The sequence below is a fragment of the Pseudomonas sp. S49 genome (assembly GCF_009866785.1).
In the GTDB taxonomy this organism is placed as follows: Bacteria; Pseudomonadota; Gammaproteobacteria; order Pseudomonadales; family Pseudomonadaceae; genus Aquipseudomonas.
Map to the genome: position 1 here is coordinate 1,796,496 of NZ_CP019432.1, position 20,847 is coordinate 1,817,342.

The 20,847-nt window shown below is 58.4% G+C and carries 22 protein-coding genes; 12 read left to right on the forward strand and 10 right to left on the reverse strand.

Annotated elements, in window-relative coordinates; all coding sequences use genetic code 11:
- The first annotated feature begins 11 nt into the window (after positions 1-11).
- From PspS49_RS07880 to rluB, 5 genes are all read left to right on the forward strand, one after another.
- Positions 12-641 (forward strand): L-threonylcarbamoyladenylate synthase, encoded by a 630-nt coding sequence (locus tag PspS49_RS07880; RefSeq protein ID WP_038363745.1) that lies wholly within the window; start codon positions 12-14, stop codon positions 639-641.
- 123 nt (positions 642-764) lie between these two features.
- The gene (locus PspS49_RS07885; RefSeq protein ID WP_174245102.1) at positions 765-1,463 is read left to right on the forward strand and encodes a ScpA family protein; all 699 of its coding nucleotides are present in this window, start codon (positions 765-767) and stop codon (positions 1,461-1,463) included.
- An 11-nt stretch (positions 1,464-1,474) separates the two neighbouring features.
- A complete protein-coding gene (scpB, locus tag PspS49_RS07890; RefSeq protein WP_160038763.1) occupies positions 1,475-2,476 on the forward strand; it encodes an SMC-Scp complex subunit ScpB in 1,002 nt (333 codons plus the stop codon).
- A 128-nt stretch (positions 2,477-2,604) separates the two neighbouring features.
- Positions 2,605-2,796: a DUF1289 domain-containing protein gene (locus PspS49_RS07895; protein ID WP_127926283.1), complete on the forward strand. Its 192-nt coding sequence runs from the start codon at positions 2,605-2,607 to the stop codon at positions 2,794-2,796.
- A gap of 143 nt (positions 2,797-2,939) precedes the next feature.
- Positions 2,940-4,160: a 23S rRNA pseudouridine(2605) synthase RluB gene (gene rluB / locus PspS49_RS07900; RefSeq protein WP_038363752.1), complete on the forward strand. Its 1,221-nt coding sequence runs from the start codon at positions 2,940-2,942 to the stop codon at positions 4,158-4,160.
- Positions 4,161-4,350: 190 nt separating this feature from the next.
- On the opposite strand, the gene PspS49_RS07905 is transcribed toward rluB, so the two are convergent.
- On the reverse strand, positions 4,351-5,316 hold the full coding sequence (locus PspS49_RS07905; RefSeq protein WP_160038765.1) for a leucyl aminopeptidase: 966 nt from the start codon (positions 5,314-5,316) through the stop codon (positions 4,351-4,353).
- A 70-nt stretch (positions 5,317-5,386) separates the two neighbouring features.
- Entirely contained in the window at positions 5,387-5,524 is a 138-nt protein-coding gene (locus tag PspS49_RS29650; protein ID WP_003222780.1) for a hypothetical protein, read from the reverse strand.
- Positions 5,525-6,416: 892 nt separating this feature from the next.
- On the opposite strand from PspS49_RS29650, the gene PspS49_RS07910 reads away from it, so the two are divergent.
- Positions 6,417-7,835 (forward strand): amino acid permease, encoded by a 1,419-nt coding sequence (locus tag PspS49_RS07910; RefSeq protein WP_160038767.1) that lies wholly within the window; start codon positions 6,417-6,419, stop codon positions 7,833-7,835.
- 74 nt (positions 7,836-7,909) lie between these two features.
- Here the strand turns inward: PspS49_RS07910 and PspS49_RS07915 are convergent, their stop codons facing one another.
- Positions 7,910-9,259, reverse strand: coding sequence for a serine hydroxymethyltransferase (locus tag PspS49_RS07915; RefSeq protein ID WP_150749263.1), 1,350 nt, complete (start codon positions 9,257-9,259; stop codon positions 7,910-7,912).
- A 564-nt stretch (positions 9,260-9,823) separates the two neighbouring features.
- Between PspS49_RS07915 and PspS49_RS07920 the strand changes: the two genes are divergently transcribed.
- Complete coding sequence (locus PspS49_RS07920; RefSeq protein ID WP_127930367.1) at positions 9,824-10,429, forward strand: helix-turn-helix transcriptional regulator; 606 nt, start codon at positions 9,824-9,826, stop codon at positions 10,427-10,429.
- On the forward strand, positions 10,413-11,291 hold the full coding sequence (locus tag PspS49_RS07925; protein ID WP_122608336.1) for a queuosine precursor transporter: 879 nt from the start codon (positions 10,413-10,415) through the stop codon (positions 11,289-11,291). Before PspS49_RS07920 ends, PspS49_RS07925 begins: the two co-directional genes overlap by 17 nt.
- Before the next feature lie 57 nt (positions 11,292-11,348).
- On the opposite strand, the gene queC is transcribed toward PspS49_RS07925, so the two are convergent.
- Positions 11,349-12,047: a 7-cyano-7-deazaguanine synthase QueC gene (queC, locus tag PspS49_RS07930; protein ID WP_160038769.1), complete on the reverse strand. Its 699-nt coding sequence runs from the start codon at positions 12,045-12,047 to the stop codon at positions 11,349-11,351.
- Between the two features lie 157 nt (positions 12,048-12,204).
- Here queC and arfB point away from each other — a divergent pair, with 157 nt between their 5' ends.
- Positions 12,205-12,618, forward strand: a complete 414-nt coding sequence (arfB, locus tag PspS49_RS07935; RefSeq protein ID WP_007920134.1) for an alternative ribosome rescue aminoacyl-tRNA hydrolase ArfB — start codon at positions 12,205-12,207, stop codon at positions 12,616-12,618.
- Here the strand turns inward: arfB and PspS49_RS07940 are convergent.
- The 6 genes from PspS49_RS07940 to phhA form a co-directional block, all read right to left on the reverse strand.
- On the reverse strand, positions 12,615-13,802 hold the full coding sequence (locus PspS49_RS07940) for an MFS transporter (protein WP_174245103.1): 1,188 nt from the start codon (positions 13,800-13,802) through the stop codon (positions 12,615-12,617). The genes arfB and PspS49_RS07940 overlap by 4 nt on opposite strands.
- Positions 13,803-13,916: 114 nt before the next feature.
- Positions 13,917-14,099, reverse strand: a complete 183-nt coding sequence (locus PspS49_RS07945) for a hypothetical protein (protein ID WP_127926289.1) — start codon at positions 14,097-14,099, stop codon at positions 13,917-13,919.
- Between the two features lie 71 nt (positions 14,100-14,170).
- Entirely contained in the window at positions 14,171-14,302 is a 132-nt protein-coding gene (locus PspS49_RS29970; RefSeq protein ID WP_008088845.1) for a hypothetical protein, read from the reverse strand.
- Between the two features lie 265 nt (positions 14,303-14,567).
- Positions 14,568-15,761 carry an amino acid aminotransferase gene (locus tag PspS49_RS07950; RefSeq protein WP_160038771.1) on the reverse strand — a complete coding sequence of 398 codons (1,194 nt, stop codon included), beginning with the start codon at positions 15,759-15,761 and terminating at the stop codon, positions 14,568-14,570.
- Positions 15,761-16,117 (reverse strand): 4a-hydroxytetrahydrobiopterin dehydratase, encoded by a 357-nt coding sequence (locus PspS49_RS07955; protein WP_003222798.1) that lies wholly within the window; start codon positions 16,115-16,117, stop codon positions 15,761-15,763. The genes PspS49_RS07950 and PspS49_RS07955 overlap by 1 nt, the downstream gene beginning before the upstream one ends.
- A 117-nt stretch (positions 16,118-16,234) precedes the next feature.
- Complete coding sequence (gene phhA / locus PspS49_RS07960; RefSeq protein WP_007920123.1) at positions 16,235-17,026, reverse strand: phenylalanine 4-monooxygenase; 792 nt, start codon at positions 17,024-17,026, stop codon at positions 16,235-16,237.
- Between the two features lie 373 nt (positions 17,027-17,399).
- On the opposite strand from phhA, the gene PspS49_RS07965 reads away from it, so the two are divergent.
- The 3 genes from PspS49_RS07965 to flgG all read left to right on the forward strand — a co-directional run bounded on the left by PspS49_RS07965 (position 17,400) and on the right by flgG (position 20,836).
- Positions 17,400-18,965, forward strand: coding sequence for a sigma-54-dependent transcriptional regulator (locus PspS49_RS07965; protein WP_127926292.1), 1,566 nt, complete (start codon positions 17,400-17,402; stop codon positions 18,963-18,965).
- Positions 18,966-19,264: 299 nt separating this feature from the next.
- Positions 19,265-20,005, forward strand: a complete 741-nt coding sequence (locus PspS49_RS07970) for a flagellar basal body rod protein FlgF (RefSeq protein WP_007920119.1) — start codon at positions 19,265-19,267, stop codon at positions 20,003-20,005.
- 45 nt (positions 20,006-20,050) lie between these two features.
- Positions 20,051-20,836 (forward strand): flagellar basal-body rod protein FlgG, encoded by a 786-nt coding sequence (gene flgG, locus PspS49_RS07975; RefSeq protein WP_007920118.1) that lies wholly within the window; start codon positions 20,051-20,053, stop codon positions 20,834-20,836.
- Positions 20,837-20,847: the final 11 nt, after the last annotated feature.

The window sequence follows — 20,847 nt, forward strand, 5'->3', positions numbered from 1 at the left end:
AGGTAGAGAATGTGAGTCAATTTTTCCAGATACATCCGGAAAACCCGCAAGCGCGCCTGATAAAACAGGCAGTCGAGATCATCCGCAAGGGCGGGGTGGTGGTTTATCCCACGGACTCTTCCTACGCGATCGGTTGCCAAATCGGCGATAAAACCGCGATCGAGCGCGTGCGTCGCCTGCGTCAGCTCGATGAAAAGCACAACTTCGCGCTGATCTGCAGCGACCTGTCGCAACTGGGCAATTACGCCAAGATCGACACCGGCACCTTCCGCATTCTCAAGGCGCATCTGCCGGGGCCGTACACCTTCATTCTCAACGCCACCCGCGAAGTGCCGCGCCTGCTGCTGCATCCGAAGAAGCGCACCATCGGCTTGCGTGTGCCGAGCCATCCGATTGCGCTGGCGCTGTTGGCCGAACTCGGCGAGCCGCTGATGAGCGTGACCCTGATCATGCCCGGCGATGAAGACCCGCTGAGCGATCCGTACGAAATGCGCCAGTTGCTCGAACATCAGGTGGACTTGATCGTCGACGGCGGCTTCGGCGGCATCAAGGCCTCCACGGTGATCGACCTGACCGGCGACGACCCGGAAGTGGTTCGCGTCGGTTGCGGCGATCCGACGCCGTTCATGGTCGAGGCCTGAATGTCCGCAGTGGAAACCGTTGCCGATCCCCAGGCCGGCGCTCAGCAAGAGCTGCCGTTTGCCATGGTCTATGGCCAGGCGGTCATGGAAATGCCGCTCGACCTGTACATCCCGCCGGATGCGCTGGAAGTCTTTCTCGAAGCCTTTGAAGGGCCGCTCGACCTGCTGCTGTACCTGATCCGCAAACAGAACATCAACATCCTCGACATCCCGGTGGCGGAAATCACCCGCCAGTACATGGGCTATGTCGAGTTGATGCAGTCGGTGCGCCTGGAACTCGCCGCCGAATATCTGGTGATGGCCGCGATGCTCGCCGAGATCAAGTCGCGCATGCTCCTGCCGCGCGCTGAAACCGTCGAAGACGAAGAGGACGACCCACGCGCCGAACTGATCCGCCGCTTGCAGGAATACGAGCGCTTCAAGGCGGCCGCCGAAGGTATCGACGGCTTGAGCCGGGTCGGTCGTGACGTGATCGTGCCCAGGCTCGACGCCCCGGAAGCCCGCGCGCGCAAGCTGTTGCCGGATGTCGCGCTGGAAGAGATTTTGATGTGCATGGCCGAAGTGCTGCGCCGTGGCGATATGTTTGAAAGCCACCAGGTCAGCCGCGAGGCACTGTCGACCCGTGAGCGCATGAGTGATGTGCTGGAACGGCTCAAGGGCGGCGGATTTGTGCCGTTCGTCGAACTGTTCACCGCCGAAGAGGGCAGGCTGGGTGTGGTAGTGACCTTTATGGCGATCCTTGAACTGGTCAAGGAATCCTTGGTCGAGCTGGTGCAGAATGAGCCGTTCGCCGCGATCCACGTGCGAGCCCGAGCCGAATAACGAGTCGAAACATGAACCTGACTGAACCCCGCGAGCTGGCATCCCTGCTTGAAGCCTTTCTGTTGGCCTCGGGAAAGCCGCAATCCCTTGAGCGCCTCTTTGAACTGTTTGAAGAGGGCGAACGCCCCGAGCCTGCAGTTTTCAAGAAAGCCCTGACCCTGCTCGGCAAGTCCTGCGAGGGCCGTGCTTTCGAACTCAAGGAAGTCTCGTCGGGCTATCGCTTGCAGATCCGCGAGAAGTTTTCGCCGTGGGTTGGCCGCTTGTGGGAAGAGCGCCCGCAGCGTTATTCCCGTGCGCTGTTGGAAACCATCGCGCTGATCGCCTATCGCCAGCCGATCACCCGTGGCGAGATCGAAGACGTGCGTGGCGTGGCGGTAAACAGCAACATCGTCAAAACCTTGCTGGAACGTGAGTGGATCCGCGTCGTCGGCTACCGCGATGTGCCGGGCAAACCGGCGATGTTTGCCACCACCAAGATGTTTCTCGATCACTTCAACCTGAAGAACCTCGAAGACCTGCCGCCGCTCGCCGAACTGCGCGAGATGGAAACTGACCCGGTGCTTGATTTCGACGATGCGCCGGTGCCGCAGAACTTGCAGGAACTGGCCGACGCCAGCGCCGAGCCGGAGGAGGAGAAGGAAGAGACCAGTTTCCATACGTTGTTGCTGGAGCTGGACAGCATGGAAGAGGGGATCAAGACCGACTTCGACGATTTGCTGCGGGATGCGGTGGATGGTGAAGCGCCGACGGTTGATGCAGAAACCGAGACTGAGCCTGAGCCTGAGCCACAGATCGGCGAGCCAACCATCGAAGTTGAACTTGAAGCTGAGCCAGAAGCCGAACCGGAAGAGGACATTCTTGGCGTCGCCGAAGCCCGCGAAAAGCTGTTGGCTGCCGTCGCCGCCCTCGAACAACCGGCGCCAGAACCCGAACCGGAGCTGAGCGAAGAAGAAGCCGAGGCCCGCGCCCTGGCCGAAGCCATCGAAGCCGAACGCCGCGAATTCGAAGACTGATTACGAACAACTGTGGGAGCGAGCCTGCTCGCGAATGCGGTGTGTCAGACAACGATGATGTCGACTGACAGGGCCCTTTCGCGAGCAGGCTCGCTCCCACAGGAAACGGTGCATATTTGGAGTGAGTGATGAGTTCCACCAAAGACCCGTGCATCAGCCTCTGCAAATTCAGCGACGACATCTGCCTCGGCTGCGGCCGCAGCAAGCGCGAAATCAAAGCCTGGAAGAAACTCGACAAGGACGACAAGCGCACCGTACTCGCCGAAGCCGCGCTGCGCCTGATCAAACTGGGCAGCGCCGGTCGGCGGAAAAAGAAATAACTGTCGATCGATCAGCTAGTCTCTGATGCGCGACGGCGCACATCCGCGTATGATTCGCGACCCTTCGCCGATCCCTTCGGCTGAGTACCCAGATTTCAATGCTTCAGGCGCCGCCTGAACAGACCACACCGGGAGGTGCCCAGATGAGCGACATCATTCAGAAAGACGACCAGGAAATCGGCCCAGCAGGCGAAAAGCTGCAGAAAGTCCTCGCCCGTATCGGCGTCGGCTCGCGCCGTGACGTGGAATCCTGGATCAGCCAGGGCCGGATCAAGGTCAATGGCAAAGACGCCACCCTCGGTCTGCGCGTCGACATGCACGACGCCATCACCATTGATGGCAAGGTGATCAAGCGCGAAGAGGCGGCCGAATCGGTGCGCCGCGTGATCATGTACAACAAGCCCGATGGCGAGATCTGCACCCGTGACGACCCGGAAGGCCGTCCGACCGTGTTCGACAAGCTGCCGCGTCCGAAAGAAGGTCGCTGGATCAACATCGGTCGTCTCGACATCAACACCACCGGTTTGCTGATGTTCACTACCGACGGTGAACTGGCCAACCGCCTGATGCATCCGTCTTACGAGATGGACCGTGAGTACGCCGTGCGTGTACGCGGTGAAGTCGACGACGAAATGATCGAGCGCCTGAAGGCTGGCGTGGTGCTGGAAGATGGCCCGGCCAAATTCACCGACATCAAGCAGGCCCCGGGTGGCGAAGGTTTCAACCACTGGTATCACTGCGTGGTGATGGAAGGTCGTAACCGTGAGGTTCGTCGTCTGTGGGAATCCCAAGGTCTGGTGGTCAGCCGTCTGAAACGCGTGCGTTTCGGCCCGGTGTTCCTCAACTCCGACCTGCCAATGGGCCGCTGGCGCGAAATGAGCCAGTACGAAGTCGACATCCTCAGTGCTGAAGTCGGCCTGACGCCGGTTGCGATGCCGCAGCTGAACGCCAAGAGCAAAGACAAGCTTGAGCGCATGCAGCGCAAATCGTCGCGTCCGATGGGCAAGACCGAGCGCGTCCGCACGCTGCGTCCAGCCGCTGGCGCGCCGACCGGCCCACGCCCAAGCCGTGAGCCGCAGATCGAAGGCGAGCGTCCAGGTCGCAAGCCAGTCGCCCGTGACGGCGAGCGCGCTCCGCGTCCGGCCAACGGTCGCACTGAGCGTGGCGAGCGTGGTGCACCTGCCGGTCGTGGTACGCCAGTGGCGGATCGTCCAGCAGACACCACCAACAAGCGTCCGGCCAAGCCTGCGCCGAAGCGCCCGGGGATCAAGCTGGTTGATGGCGACAAGCCGTCGGGCAAACGTCGTGGTGCACCGGCAGGTTCCGGTCAGCGTCCGGGGTTTGGTCGCAAGAAACCTGAGTGATCGGGTTTAGCGCCGAATGAAAAAACGCCAACCGCAGGGTTGGCGTTTTTTTTTCGTCTGGCGCACACCGATCGTTCCAACGCTCTGCGTGGGAATGCCTCAACGGACGCTCCGCGTTCGGCTCTAGAGGGACGCGGAGCGTCCCGGGCTGCATTCCCACGCGGAGCGTGGGAATGATCAGGTGCCGGCCCTAAAACACAAACCGGCCATCAAACACCGGCTTGTCATCCAGCGCCAACACCCCGCCAGAAAAGATCAGGTCCAGGTGATGACTGCCCTTGGCGCCACCACCCAACCCAAGGTGCAAGCCACAATGCCGCTCCTCAAACCCGGCATTGCGCGCATACAGATCCTTCACGCCTTCGTTGGTGCCAATCCCCAGCTCTTCAATCCGCCGGTTCGAAGGATTGGCGTTCAGGTATTTGTTGAAGTCATGCTCCAGCCCCGGCACGTCCGTGGCGATGCGGCTGATGGTCGAGTTCTCGATCCACAGTTCCAGCGGTGATTCCAGCACGCCGTATTTGCGTGCAAACGGAATGGTGCTGAGGAACGTGCCCTTGAATTTCACATGGCCGTTGATGGCTTCGCTGTGAGTCGCGATTTCCCCGGGGGCCAGGTCGAAGTTGCCGACGCCGTTGATGTCGGTCCATTTCTTGATGCTGCTCAGCGGCGTTTCAAACCATGAGCCGTCGTCGTCCTTGAAGCTCAGCGTGGTCGCCTGGGACATGCGCTGGATCAGGTGACTGTTGAGCCCGGCAATCCGCTGCGGGGTGACGCTGAAGGTGTCGTAGAAATACTCGCCGTAGTCCTTGAACAGCAGCGACTTCTTCCAGTTTTCCGCCATCACGCTTTGTAGCGCACGGACGAACTCCGGGCCGTCGGGCCGCGGGTTGGCCAGGGTGGAAGAGTCGTAGAAGAAAATGTACAGATCGCTGTCGGTGATTGCCGAGGTCAGCGTTGCGGTGCTTTCCAGGTCCAGGCGTCGGGCGCTGAACTGGAAACGAGGATGATCGCCAGCCTGTTCGGCGATGGCGCCGGTCAGCGCTTCGTAATCAGCCGTGTGGCCGAGCAGTACCTTCGCCGAGTCGAGGCCGGCAAGGGCAGGGTGGTGTTCGAGGTAGTAAAGGAAATGCGAGATCGCGCGGGGCTTATCCATGAGTCCTCCCTGACTGACCGTGAAGAAAGCGGCAGGCACGACCGGCCGGATCGTGCCTGCCCGGGATGTCTTACAGAGGCCACATCGCCGTGCCGAACGGAACTACCGCGTCGGCTTGCATCATTTCTACAGCCGCCTCGTGGGTCGGTGCTTCAAACCATTCGTCCAGTTGCAGTTCGGTATCCAAGTCTTTTTCCAGTGCTTGCATGGTCGATCTCCTAGATGACTTTCACGGTTGTGACTGGCCGGTCGAGGTGGCCGGCGAGACGTGAAGAACCTAGTTCAGGGACTTTTGTAATGCAAAAAATTATTTATTTAATTTTTAAATAGACTTTTTATTCTGTTTTTCGGCGGCAGTTTTCTTATTTGAAAACAAAAAACTAAACGGCACGTTTCATTAGCAAGCTAGCTACCGTCAATTTGCAGACGTCTGACAGATATTTCTGAAATGGAAACTCTGCGTTACGCGTCGTAAAGAAATGTTTACAAAAAAGCCGATAAAACCGAGTGAATCCAGACTTCCATGCGCGCTGTAAGGAAAAGCTGCCGAAGCCTGATTGGCCGGGCGTTGCGCAAGGCTCTGGCGCGCTTGTTTCAGCGGCGTTGGCAGGGTGAGATGCGCCCCATGCCTGTCGTGCAGGTGCATAACAAGAAGGAGGCGCAATGAACGCCGCGACTGATCTCCACCTCTCTCCGTGGGACGGTTTTTTCCTCGTCCACGCCGATGGCCTGCAAAGGCCTGACTCAATTTTTGCAGCCGCCCGAGCGTCTCGAGGCGGACACACGCAATCCCGGCAACCGACACGCTGATCCAGCGGGGTCTGGCAGCAGGGGGTTAGCGGTGTACAATGCGCCGCGTTTTAACTGTGACCCTCTGCGTAATCGCGCAATCTCAAGGCTACCCGCCTTGTTCACTCCGTGGCGCCACAAGCGTTTCGGGTTCGATTTCGTCACAGATAAAAACAAACAGGTGACGCATGACCGTTGTAAACAAGCTGAACTCCTGGTGCCTGCGCTGGGGTTTGATCGGGGCTGCCTGAAATCGCAACCTTGCAGCAACGTCTACTGAACACCATCAAACCTTGCGTGAGACCTTTTTCATGAGTGGACAACCCTCGCAATCAGGCGAGCTGAAACGCGGCCTGAAAAATCGCCACATTCAACTGATCGCCCTCGGTGGCGCGATCGGTACCGGATTGTTCCTCGGCTCGGCCGGGGTGCTGAAATCCGCCGGCCCGTCGATGATCCTCGGCTACGCCATCTGCGGCTTCATCGCCTTCATGATCATGCGCCAGCTCGGCGAGATGATTGTCGAAGAGCCGGTGGCCGGTTCCTTCAGCCATTTCGCGCACAAGTACTGGGGCGGCTTTGCCGGCTTCCTGTCGGGCTGGAACTGCTGGATTCTGTACATTCTGGTGGGCATGTCGGAGCTGACCGCGGTCGGCAAATACATCCACTACTGGGCGCCGGACATCCCGACCTGGGTCTCTGCGGCAGCCTTCTTCGTGCTGATCAACGCGATCAACCTGGCCAACGTCAAAGTCTTCGGTGAGGCCGAATTCTGGTTCGCGATCATCAAGGTCGTGGCGATCGTCGGCATGATTGCGCTGGGCAGCTACCTGCTGGTCAGCGGCAACGGCGGCCCGCAGGCCTCGGTGAGCAACCTGTGGTCGCACGGTGGTTTCTTCCCCAATGGCGTCAGCGGTCTGGTGATGGCCATGGCGATCATCATGTTCTCCTTCGGCGGTCTGGAAATGCTCGGTTTCACCGCTGCTGAAGCTGACAAGCCGAAAACCGTGATCCCGAAAGCGATCAACCAGGTGATCTACCGGATCCTGATTTTCTACATTGGTGCGCTGGTGATCCTGCTGTCGCTGACCCCGTGGGACAGCTTGCTGGAAACCCTCAACGCCTCCGGCGATTCGTACAGCGGCAGCCCGTTTGTGCAAGTGTTCTCGATGCTTGGCAGCAACACCGCCGCGCACATCCTCAATTTCGTGGTCCTGACCGCCGCGTTGTCGGTGTACAACAGTGGCACCTACTGCAACAGCCGCATGCTGTTGGGCATGGCCGAGCAGGGCGATGCGCCGAAAGGTCTGGCGAAGATCGACAAGCGTGGTGTACCGGTGCGTTCGATTCTGGCTTCGGCGGCGGTGACGCTGGTCGCTGTGTTGCTCAACTATCTGATCCCGCAGCACGCGCTGGAACTGTTGATGTCGCTGGTGGTTGCAACGCTGGTGATCAACTGGGCGATGATCAGCTTCTCGCACTTCAAGTTCCGCCAGCACATGAACAAGACGAAGCAGACGCCGCTGTTCAAGGCGCTGTGGTATCCGTACGGCAACTACATCTGCCTGGCGTTCGTCGCGTTCATCCTTGGCGTAATGCTGCTGATCCCGGGCATTCAGATCTCGGTGTACGCGATTCCGGTGTGGGTCGTGTTCATGTGGGGCTGCTACGTGATCAAGAACAAGCGCGGCGCGCAGCAGGCCGTGCATGCGGCAGGTGCCGCCAAGTAAGCGCTGACGCAGAAACAAGAAAACCGGCCTGAGTGCCGGTTTTTTTGTATGCGCAAATGCTGTGAGTCGAGGTGCTATACGTAGTCGGCGACCGGATAATCCCTGCACAAGGTTTCGACCTCTGAGCGAAACTGCGCAAGGAGCAGGGGTTCCAGCGTGTAATCCTGTTCGCCGAGCGGCGCCACAGTATTCAGAATCCGGCCGATCAAATTGACGATCTGGCGGCTGCCGTGGACATCGACCCGGCGTTGCGCCAAGGCACCCGTGCCGATGCGCAGCCCGCTGGTAACAAGTGCCGAGCGGGGGTCGCCGGGTACGCGATGTTTGCTGACGATGATCCCGCAATGCCCCAGCGCCGCCTCCGCGATGGCGCCCGTAATGCCGCCACGCAAGCGAACCAGTACCGTATGGTTTTCACTGCAGCCGCCGACCACTTCATAGTCCAGTGCCTGAAACGCCTTGGCCATTTCATCCGCCGTACTGCGGATCTGCGCCATGCAGGCATCGAATTCGGCAGACATTGCGTAGCCCAGCGCCGCAGCCTTTGCCGCGATCATATTGGCGGCAGGCGTGCCCTGCATTCGCGGGTAAGCGGCTTGATCGAGGAGGCGGCTGAAGGTGGTCCGCAAGCCGGGAATCTTGGTGTTCGCGTCACGCCCGCTGAGGATCACGCCACCCCGAGGTCCGGCGAGTTGTTTGTGCGTGCAAGTCACGGTGACGTGTGCGGCGTCGATCGGGCTTGGGTGCCTCCCGGTGGCGACAAGCCCGGCGATATGCGAAATGTCGGCGAGCAGGATGGCACCGGCTTCATCGGCAATTTCACGAAACCTTTTGAAGTCCACCACTCGCGAATAGGCGGTTGCGCCGCAGAGGATGACGCGGGGGCGATGGGCGAGCGCCAGCAGGCGTACCTTGTCGTAATCGATGAGGCCGTCGGATGTTGTGCCGTACTGGATCGCCTTGTAGTAGGCGCCGGAAAACGCAGCGAGGCTGCCATGCGTCAGATGACCACCGTGTTCCACTGCCATGCCCAGCAAGGTATCGCCCGGCTCCAGCAATGCTGTCAGCACCTGGTAAACGGCGTTCGACGCCGAGTGCGGCTGGACGTTGGCGTATTGGGCCGCGAACAGTTCCCGCGCCCTGCGGATGGCCAGCGACTCGACCCGTTCGACGTTCTCGCATCCTGCGCTGTGAGGCTTGCCGGACATGCCTTCAGCTGTCACGTTGACCAGCACTGAAGCGCATGCCACCAAGGTTCGTGGTTGCACTGCGCAGGAAGATGAGATCAACGAAAGCGTGTGCTGTTGACGCGTGACTTCAGCATCGAGAATGGCCGCCAGTTCGGCATCTTCTGCGCGAAGATCCGCCAGGCCACGTCGCAACAAGTCAGCCTGATTCTTGAGCGGTTCAGTAGTGAATGCCATTGCTTGATTCCTTCCCTGTTTACTGTGCGCTGCGAACAGCAGCGCGCCTTCCCTGGTTTTGCGTGATGCGAACATCCTGCTTGCCGAATCTGTACAGGCGAATCCATGTTCTGCCGCGGTGCGTGCAAAACCAAACCCTGTACAGGCCTCCCGTTTTTTGTTGTTTCACTCTCTAAAATGAGAAGCCGGCTCGACGCATCATAGATTTTTCAGTGAGGAACGCCACAGAATTAATCAAAAAAATGAACATTATTCAAAGAAAATGATTCTTTTTGTAGGCGCTGCGGGTGTAAAACAGGCATTGCTCAGTGCCGACTTTCAGGCACCGGGTGAAAGGCAACAGAACGGACGGATCAGTCCAGAGGCTGAAATGATCCTGCAAGTGGGCGGGGTACAGCCTGTGAAAGCTGACTTTTTATACCGAATCCAGGGAGGGAGGGTGCTATGATTTCGCGCGGCACTGACAGGGATAAAACTGCAATTTCCTACCTCACTTGTGTATGTCCGGAATGATCATTCGGGACGTGACATTGATTGCAGTTCAAAATGGATGATAAGCATGTGATGCATAGAAGAGAAAGATCGGAGAATCTGAAGAACAATATCAAGTACCTGATCAAGAGTCGCGGGGAGACGCAGCTGTCCTTGTGTCACTCCAGTGGTTTGACCCGAACGACCATCTACAACATCCTTGAAGGCAAGGTGGTTAATGTCCAGCAGTCCACTGTTCGCAAGATTTCCGATTTCTTCGGGGTGTCTTACGAAGAAATAGAGACGCTTGATTTTGAAGAAAAGGAAATCATCGAAAGCAGTATTTCGCCACAGGGCAACATGAATCCAGCCGCTGTGCCTGTCATCAAGGAAAGCATGCTGCTGCAAAGTCTGGATAAAAGAATTGGTGAGTTGGCCACGATTTATCCGCTGACTTACTATTTTGGCGCGTCTTTCAACCTGATTGGCGTACTTCTGGAAAACGAAATCAGTGGCATGAATGAGCCCGGCGATCTGTTGATCGTGCAGAAAGGAGCGTCGAGCAGCGACAGGGAAAAACTGGTGTATGACAAAATCACAGCGAAGTTATCTATAAGCCATGAAGGCAGCTTTGATACGGATCGTGTATGCGTGATCGGAGATGTAATCGAGGAACGATTTAATGGATTGCAGTGTTGAAATGGAAAACAGCAAGTACAAATTGCTGGGATTCGAGAATGGAAAAAGCCTGGCCGTCATCATGGTCATCGCGACAGGCAAAATAATTAAAATAAAGCTAAGTGAAGTGTTGAATAGTGAGATTATGGATAATCTGAACAAGATCGAAGTGAAAAACCTCTACAAGAAGTTTTACTCGCAGGGTGGAGCACTCACCGCTTACGAAATAAATGACCGGCATGAGAGTTCCTGGATGATCTACATCATCCTGAACCTGATGCTGTTCACGCTTTACATTTTCACCAGTATTGCTGCGACAAAACCGATCTACCTCGAGTATTTCGATATTGTCGTAACGCCGGGTACCTTCCTCTATCCGCTGACGTTTCTGATCGTCGACTTGCTCAACGAAACGTTTGGCCTGAGGCTCGCGCGAAAAGCGATCCTGTTCGCATTCATCAGTAATGCCGCGATTATCATTCTGCTGGCCATCACTACCCATCTTCCGGGACTGCCGGGCTGGAAACTCGATGGGGCTTACAATGATGTTATCAGTCAGTTGTCCGCAGTCCTGGTAGCGTCTTCTATATCCTTTCTGGTTTCCGAGAACATAAATTCATATCTGTTGTGCAAGATCAAGGAACTCACGAATTCCAGATTCCTGTTTTTGCGAGTGTTTTTAAGCACGCTGTTTGCCGTGATCATCGACAGTTTTCTTTTCTGCTACATTGCTTTCTACGGGACGATGGAAAATAGCGCGATACTGGGCATGATCTACGTTCAGATCGCAATCAAAGTGGGTTTCGCATTCTTTAATATTTTGCCTGCGTACGGGGCAAGGTCTTTGTTCAAGAAATATCTGACGGGTGCGCAGACGCAGTAAGAGAGGAGGGCGCTCACTGTTGGCGGCATGCTGGAGTGAGCGCTTCTTGTCGCGGTTTTACTTTAAGCCGAGTTTCTCTTTCAAGCTTTGAGTGACCTGCAATTTATTGTTCAGGAACTCATTCAAGCCTTTTGCACGAAGATGGCAGGCATCGCAATCGGAACATCCAACGCCTTTGATGCCGTTGTAGCAAGTCAAAGTTTCTTCGCGAACCAGTTCCAGTTGATTGTGGTAATCAGCCAAGGCCCAGGTCTCTGCCTTGTTCAGCCACATCAATGGCGTATCCAGTTTCAGCTTATAGTCCATGCCTGATTCAAGGGCTTTATTCAGAGCCTTGACGAACTCATCCCGGCAATCGGGGTAGCCTGAGAAGTCGGTTTCACAAACACCGGTAATGACCGTTTTAGCCTGGACTTGATAGGCATAGATAGAGGCCAGGGTCAGAAAAAGAATGTTACGCCCCGGGACGAAGGTGCTTGGCAGGCTCTCGCCGGAGCTGTTAACGGTCGGGACCGGAATGTTGTCGCGCGTCAGACTGCTGATGGCTAGCTCGTTGAGCAAGGACACATCCAGCGTTTTATGCACGGTCACGCCGAGTTTTTTGGAAAGTTGCTGCGCAACTTCAATTTCCGCGTGGTGACGCTGACCATAATCAAAGGTAATGCAGTGGACTTCATCGTAGTGGGTCAGTGCATGGATCAGGCAAGTCGTAGAGTCCTGGCCACCACTAAACACGATAACTGCCTTGTTGCTCATAAGTCTGCTTCCTGCATTAAACGGGTAGTTTTAAAGGTCGCAATGGTAACTCGAAATGACGCTCGATATAAGTGCGCCGGAAGTTGCGCCTGCAGGCCACAGGTCGCTTTGCGGCTAATCGCGGTATCCTGTGCGCTCTGATTAAGGGCGTTTTTCCATGCTGGTGATTTCCAACAACGTGCATCTGCCGGATGCCGAGATCGAACTGACGGCCATTCGCGCACAAGGCGCCGGTGGGCAGAACGTCAACAAGGTCTCCAGCGCCATGCACCTGCGCTTCGACATTCCAGCCTCGTCGTTGCCCGAGTTCTACAAGGAGCGGCTGCTGGCGCTGCGCGACAGTCGCATCACCAGCGATGGCGTGTTGATCATCAAGGCCCAGCAATACCGCACGCAGGAAGCCAATCGCGCCGATGCGCTGGAGCGTCTGGTCGAGCTGATTCTCAGCGCCACCAAAGTCGAAAAGAAACGCCGTCCGACCAAGCCGACCCTCGGCTCAAAGAAGCGTCGGCTCGAATCGAAAACCAAGCGCGGTAGCATCAAGGCCGGGCGCGGCAAGGTGGATTTCTAGTCTTCGCGGTACTTGGCGGTGTGCTTGTACAGATACACGCTCAGCGCCAATCCACTTAGCGAGGCGAGGGCGGCGAACAGGAAGATCGAGGCGAAACCGAAACCTGCCGCAATCGCCCCGGCCAGTGGCCCGGTGATCCCCAGCGACAAATCAATGAACAGCGAATAGGCGCCAACCGCTGCGCCACGGCTGGACGCCGGCACCAGATTCACCGCTTCCACACCCAGCGCCGGAAATACCAGCGAGAAACCAAACCCGCTCAACGCCGCGCCGGCCAACGCCCAATGCGCGTCCGGCGCGAGCCACAACAGCAGCAGGCCAAGGGTTTCCACCGACAGACAGGCAATCGCCACGCGAAAGCCGCCGAGACGGTTGATCAGGTTGCCGAATAGCAGGCGCGCGCCGATGAAGCTGGCGCCGAACAGGCTCAGGCACAACACCGCGTTGTCCCAATGCTGGGTGGCGTAATACAGGGTGATGAAGGTGGCGATGGTGCCAAAACCGATCGAGCCCAGCGCCAGACCGCAACCGTGGGGAAACACTTTGCCGAGCACATGCATGAACGGCAGGCGTTCGCCGGCGACAATCGGTGCCGGGGTTTTTGGCCAGGCGAGCAGAAGGCCGAGCGCGGCCAGCAGGATGATGCTGACGCCCATGCTCCACAAACCCAACTGGGCGACCAGCCACACGCCGAACGGCGCGCCGACCGCCAGTGCGCCATAACTGGCGATGCCGTTCCAGGAAATCACCTTGGCGGTGTTTGCCGCGCCAACGCGGCCAATGCCCCAGCCAATCGAGCCGGAGCCCACGAGGCTTTCCGCGCTGCCCAATACCAGTCGACCGATCAGCAGACTGATCAAACTAAGCATCGGCAGGTTTGGTGTCCACGCCGAAATCAGCATGAACACACCGCTCAAGCCGCACCCGGCGAGGCCAATCATCACCGCGCGCTTGCTGCCCTGGTTGTCGATGATCTTGCCGGCATACGGGCGACTGAGCAGGGTGGCGAGGTATTGCACGCTGATCACCAGGCCAGCGATCACTGCGCCAAAGCCCAGATCGCTGTGGACGTAACCCGGCAATACCGCGAGCGGAATACCGATGTTCAGATAACCGATAAAGGTGAAGAGGACGATGGAGACGACTTGCAGCGTGACCGCCAGGGGACGCTGGGGTTCTGGCATAGAGGACGACATGGGTAACGATCCACGGGAACGGCAGATTAGATAGGCTGCTTATGATACCGGCGTGGAAGACTCTGGGGCGGGAAAAGTAAAACTATTTGCCGGCTGGCGGCTTCAAGGCTTGTCCGGGGCGACCATCTGCGTGGTAACCAGGGCGGCGAGGGCGTTTTCCTCTGTGCCGAAACGCGCGAGCAGGGCGGCCTGTTTCTCGGGCGAGAGGCGATTCCAGATCTCGATCATTTTCTCGGTCGCACCGATCAGTACGGCGGCTTGGCTTTCAGAGAATTCGTCGGTCATGGCAGGCTCGGGGTTCAGGCAGTGTGGAAAGCGCATGTTAGCGCTTTCCACACGGTCTGTACGACGGGGTCTTACTCTTCGTTGTCGGCCGGGCGGCTCTCAACGGCTTCTTTCGGCTCGGGCTGTTGGGCGCCGGCTTGCTGCGTGGTCGTCTGCTCAGGTACGTGCAGGCTTGGGAAGGGGAGATTAGGAATCTCGTGCATGGTTGCGCTCCTCGCTAAGTCTGTTGATAGATCTGGTAGATCCGCGCTTTTGGAAAGCCTGCGCAGGATACAGCAGGAAAAATGACAATCAGACTTTTAATTCAAATTAATGCGACAGATGGCCGCAGGGGAGCAAAGTCGGCGGGTTGATCGTTCCAACGCTCTGCGTGGGAATGCCTCAATGGACGCTCTGCGTCCGCTGTTGGGACGCGGAGCGTCCCGGGCTGCATTCCCACGCGCAGCGTGGGAACGAGCATGGGAGGGATTACTTGCAGACGCTGGCGATGGCGTCGGCCAGCAGCGCGAGGCGCGTAGCGTCGATACCGGCAACGTTCGCCCGGCCTGAGCTGACCATGTACACGCTGTGATGCTCGCGCAGTTGTTTCACTTGCTCCGGTGACAGCCCGGTGTAAGAGAACATCCCGCGTTGCACGCCAATGTGCGCAAAGCGCTCGCGCAGGCCATGCGGCTCCAGGGCTTCGACCAGACCGCTGCGCAGTTGCGCAATACGCAGACGCATGGCTTCCACTTCATCGGCCCAGCGCGTTTTCAGCTCTGGGTCGGCGAGGATCGTTGCGACCACCGCCGCACCGTGATCCGGCGGCGTCGACCACAGGTTACGGGCGATATTGGCCAGTTGGCTGCGGATGTCGATGAGCTTGTCGGCGCTTTTCGCGCAGACGATCAGCGCACCGGTTCGATCGCGGTACAGACCGAAGTTCTTCGAGCAGGAACTGGTAATCAGCAGCTCAGGCACCTCGGCCGCGAACAGTCGGGTCGACCACGCATCCTGTTCCAGACCATCGCCAAAACCCTGGTAGGCAAAGTCGATCAGCGGCAGCAGATTGCGCTTGCGCACCACTTCGAGCACGCGCTGCCAGTCGTCATGGCTCAAGTCAAAACCGGTCGGGTTGTGGCAGCACGCGTGCAGCAACACCACATCACCGTTCGGCACTTCATTGAGCACGGCAAGCATGGCTTCGACGTCGAGGCGGTTGTCACTGCCCACGTACGGGTAGTGACTGACCTTGACCCCGGCCGCGGCGAAAATGGTTTCGTGGATCGGCCAGGTCGGGTTGCTCAGCCACACGCCTTTGCCCGGCAGGCACTGAGCGATGAAGTCGGCAGCCAGACGCAGGGCACCAGTGCCGCCCGGGGTCTGAGTCGTGCCGGCACGTTGTTCGGCGATCAGCTTCGAGTCGGCGCCGAGCACCAGCTCATTGATGACTTTGCCGAACAGCGGGTTGCCGTGGCCACCGATGTAGGTCTTGGTGTCCTGGCTTTCGACCAATCGTGCTTCAGCAATTTTCACCGCTTCCGGGATCGGCGTCAGGCCCTGGGCGTCCTTGTAGACGCCAACGCCCAGGTCGAATTTGCGCGGGTTAGTGTCCTGCGCATACGCCTCCATCAAGCCGAGGATCGGGTCGCCGGGTACCCGGCCGATGGCGTCGAAGTGCATTACTTGCGTCCTTCTGCAGTCTTGGCCACTTCGTCAGTGCGCGCGGCCATGATGAAGTCGTTGCGGTGCAGGCCTTTGATCGAGTGGCTCCACCAGGTCACGGTGACTTTGCCCCATTCGGTCAGCAAGCCCGGGTGGTGACCTTCGGCTTCGGAGATTTCACCGACAGCGTTGGTGAAGGCCAGCGCGTGTTTGAAGTTCTTGAACAGGAAGACCTTTTCCAACTGCATGATGCTGTCGCGTACTTCGATGTTCCAGTCAGGGATCTGCTTGATCAGGATCGGCAGTTCTTCGTCGCTGACTTGTGGCGCATCGGCGCGGCAGGCTTCGCAGTGGGCTTGGTTCAAAGTGGACATGGCGTATTCCTGAAATCGAGTGTGTTTTTTTTATAAAGGCTTCTGAGTCGTCAATGCCGTCACGCTAAACCAAAGTGGCGGCGACTGACAGGCTCAATTGTCAGCAAAAGTCGCGGTTCACGCGGCTTTGGGTTTTGGCGGAAATTTCGGTGCGTGCAGACCCAGCTGCATGCCTTGGCGAACCATGGCCATGATGTCTTCATGAGCCACGTCGAATAGACGCTTGAGGTTCGGCAGAACAAAGTACAGCGGTTGCAGGATGTCGATGCGATACGGCGTGCGCATGGCTTCGAGCGGATCGAAGGCTTGATGCTCAGGCTCGTCCGACAGCGAGTAAACGGTTTCTTTCGGTGAGGACAGAATGCCGCCGCCGTAGATGCGCTTGCCTTGCGGGGTGTCGACCAGGCCGAACTCGATGGTCATCCAGTACAGGCGCGCCAGGTACACGCGTTCTTCTTTGGTCGCTTGCAGGCCGAGCTTGCCGTAGGTGTGGGTGAATTCGGCGAAGTACGGGTTGGTCAGCAGCGGGCAGTGACCAAAGATCTCGTGGAAAATATCCGGCTCTTGCAGGTAATCCAGCTCTTCGCGGGTACGGATAAATGTCGCGACGGGAAACTGCTTGCTGGCGAGCAATTCAAAGAAGGTCTGGAAGGGAATCAGCGCCGGAACACGGGCGACCTGCCAACCGGTGGTCTCGCCGAGCACCTTGTTGATCTCGCCCAGTTGCGGGATGCGGTCGTGGGGCAGACCGAGTTTTTCGATACCGTCCAGGTACTCCTGGCAGGCACGCCCTTCGATCACTTTCAATTGGCGAGTGATCAGCGTGTTCCACACCGCGTGTTCTTCGGCGGGGTAGTCGATAAAACCTTGCGCATCGGGCTCGCGGGCCACGTATTGCGTCTGCTTCATACTGCTCTCCTGCTAGGGGAATTCGTTCTTGTTATGTCCAGCGATGGATTCAGAATTACCTGAGAGCGGGTTGATGTGCAGCAGGTTGAATGGCCTGTGCGTAGGAAATTTCTCTCTAATTCGTAAAGTTATCGTTACGGTTTGGCGGATATCTCGCGTTTGCAGTGATTCATGGGTTTGAAAAGGCGGTTGGCTGTCACATAATCTTGACAACTATCTGCGTGCCACCACAGAAAAGTCTGGCGCGGTCCCCTGTAGGAGTGAGCCTGCTCGCGATAGCGGTGTATCAGTCAGCATCAATATCAACTGACCCAAAGCCATCGCGAGCAGGCTCACTCCTACAGGTTTCTCATCGTTTATTCGGGCGATTTATATGCGCATCAAAGTCCACTGCCAGAACCGCATCGGCATCCTGCGCGACATCCTCAACCTGCTGGTCGCCTACGGGATCAACGTGGCGCGCGGTGAGGTCGGTGGCGAGCATGGCAATGCGATCTACCTGCACTGTCCGAACCTGATCAATATTCAGTTTCAAGCGCTGCGCCCGAAGTTCGAGGCGATCGCCGGGGTGTTTGGCGTCAAGCGGGTAGGGCTGATGCCCAGCGAGCGGCGGCACATGGAGTTGAACGCCTTGCTCGGCGCGCTGGAGTTTCCGGTGCTGTCGATCGACATGGGCGGCTCGATCGTCGCCGCCAACCGCGCGGCGGCGCAGTTGCTCGGGGTGCGCGTTGATGAGGTGCCGGGGATTCCACTGTCGCGCTATGCCGAAGATTTCGACTTGCCGGAACTGGTGCGCGCGAATAAATCGCGAATCAACGGCATGCGGGTCAAGGTCAAGGGCGACATCTTTCTGGCCGACATCGCGCCGCTGCAATCGGAGCATGACGACAGCGAAGCCATGGCCGGCGCGGTGCTGACCTTGCATCGCGCCGACCGCGTTGGCGAGCGCATCTATAACGTGCGTAAGCAGGAGCTGCGGGGCTTCGACAGCATCTTCCAGAGTTCGAAAGTGATGGCCGCCGTCGTGCGTGAAGCGCGGCGTATGGCCCCGCTCGATGCGCCGCTATTGATTGAAGGCGAAACCGGCACCGGTAAGGAGTTGCTGGCGCGTGCCTGCCACCTCGCCAGTCCGCGTGGGCAGTCGCCGCTGATGGCGCTCAACTGCGCCGGCCTGCCCGAGTCGATGGCCGAGACCGAGCTGTTCGGCTACGGTCCCGGCGCCTTTGAAGGTGCGCGGGCCGAAGGCAAGCTCGGGCTGCTGGAGTTGACGGCGGGCGGTACGCTGTTTCTTGATGGCGTCGGTGAGATGAGCCCGCGCTTGCAGGTGAAACTGCTGCGCTTTCTTCAGGACGGTTGCTTCCGTCGCGTTGGCAGCGATGAAGAGGTTTACCTGGATGTGCGGGTGATCTGCGCCACCCAGGTGGACCTGTCCGAGCTGTGCGCGCGCGGCGAGTTTCGCCAGGATTTGTATCACCGCTTGAATGTACTGTCCTTGCACATCCCGCCGCTGCGCGAATGCCTCGACGGCTTGACCCCGCTGGTCGAGCACTTCCTTGATCAGGCCAGTCGGCAGATCGGCTGTTCGCTGCCGAAACTGGCACCGGCGGCGATGGATCGACTCAGTCATTACCACTGGCCGGGCAACGTGCGGCAACTGGAGAACGTGCTGTTCCAGGCGGTTTCGCTGTGCGAGGGCGGCACGGTGAAGGCCGAGCATATTCGTCTGCCGGATTACGGCGTGCGTCAGCCGCTTGGCGATTTCTCGCTGGAGGGTGGGCTGGACGAGATTGTCGGGCGCTTCGAGAAAGCGGTGCTGGAGCGGTTGTATTCCGAGCATCCGAGCAGTCGGCAGTTGGGTAAGCGTTTGGGGGTTTCGCATACCACCATTGCCAACAAGCTGCGTGAATACGAAGTCGGCAAAGAGTCGGGCAGCACGTGATCGTTCCCACGCTCTGCGTGGGAACGCAGCCCGGGACGCTCCGCGTCCCAAAGCGGACGCAGAGCGTCCATTGAGGCATTCCCACGCGGAGCGTGGGAACGATCATTCGAGGGATTGCCGCCAAGCGGCATAACACCGCCGGTTTTTCGACTTCGATACATTTCACATTTCCCCTCGCCATCCCTCAAGTCCTTTGTTTACCGGGCCTTTGTGCGCCAGAAAAAAGTTGGTCTGCAAATTGCTTATGGCTCAGCAGTACAGCGGTGGGCGGCAAACGTCCGGCATGCAGAGGAAAGAGTGTGGACAAGTACCTTTATGTGGCAATGACCGGCGCCAGCCAGAACGCGCTGGCGCAAAAGGCGCATGCCAACAACCTGGCGAACATCTCCACCAACGGTTTTCAGCGCGACCTGGAGCAGGCGCGTTCGATGCCGGTGTTCGGTGACAGCTTTCCGGCGCGTGCGTTTGCCATGAGCGAACGGCCCGCCACCGATTTCACCCCAGGCTCGCTGGTGCAGACCGGTCGTGACCTCGACGTCGCCGTCACCGGCAACGGTTTTATCGCCGTGCAGAACCCTAACGGCGGCGAAAGCTACGTGCGTACCGGCAGCCTCAACGTCGACGCCCTCGGTGTGCTGCGCGCCGGCAACGGCATGCCGGTGATCGGCAATGGCGGGCCGATCGCCGTGCCGCCCGAGCAGCAAATCGAAGTCGGCGAAGACGGCACCATCAGTATTCGTGCGATGGGCGAAGGCCCGCGTGTCATGGCGGAAGTCGACCGGATCAAGCTGGTCAACCCGGACATCAAGAACATGAACAAGGGCCTCGACGGCTCGATCTACACCAAGGACGGCCAGCCTGCGCCGGCCGATGCCAACGTCAAACTGGTGTCGGGTTTCCTTGAGTCGAGCAACGTCAACGCCGTTGAAGAGATGACCTCGGTGCTGGCCTTGGCCAAGCAGTTCGAGTTGCACGTCAAAATGATGAATACCGCCAAAGACGACGACCAGGCCATGGCTCGGGTCTTGCAGATCAGCTAATTATCAGAACGTCGCGCCGAAAAACAGGCGCACGAGGAGAATCGAATGCTTCCGGCTCTATGGGTTGCCAAAACCGGTCTGTCCGCCCAGGACACCAACCTGACCACCATTTCCAACAACCTGGCGAACGTGTCGACCACGGGTTTCAAACGTGATCGCGCCGAGTTCCAGGACTTGCTGTATCAGATCAAGCGCCAGCCAGGCGCCCAGTCGACCCAGGACAGCGAACTGCCGTCGGGTCTGCAACTGGGTACCGGTGTGCGCATCGTCGGCACCCAGAAAAACTTCACCGCCGGCAGCCTGCAAACCACTGAGCAGCCGCTGGACATGGCCATCGACGGTCGCGGTTTCTTCCAGATTCTGCAGCCGGACGGCACCACGTCCTACACCCGTGACGGTACCTTCCACCTCGACTCCAACGGCCAGATCGTCAACGCCAGCGGTTTCGCTCTGGAACCGGCCATCGTCATTCCGAACGATGCCCAGACCTTCACCGTCGGCCGTGACGGCACCGTGTCCATCACGGTTGCTGGCAACGCTGCGTCTCAGGTGATCGGCAATCTGCAAACCGCCGACTTCATCAACCCGGCCGGTCTGCAGGCAGTGGGCAACAACCTGTTCCTGGAAACTGCCGCTTCCGGCGCGCCGCAAGTCGGCACCCCGGGTCTGGCCGGTTTCGGTACGACCCTGCAGAACACTCTGGAAACCTCCAACGTCAGCACTGTTGAAGAGATGGTCAACATGATCACCACTCAGCGCGCTTACGAGATGAACTCCAAGGTGATCTCCACCGCTGACCAGATGCTCTCGTTCGTAACGCAGAATCTGTAATCAAGTCTATG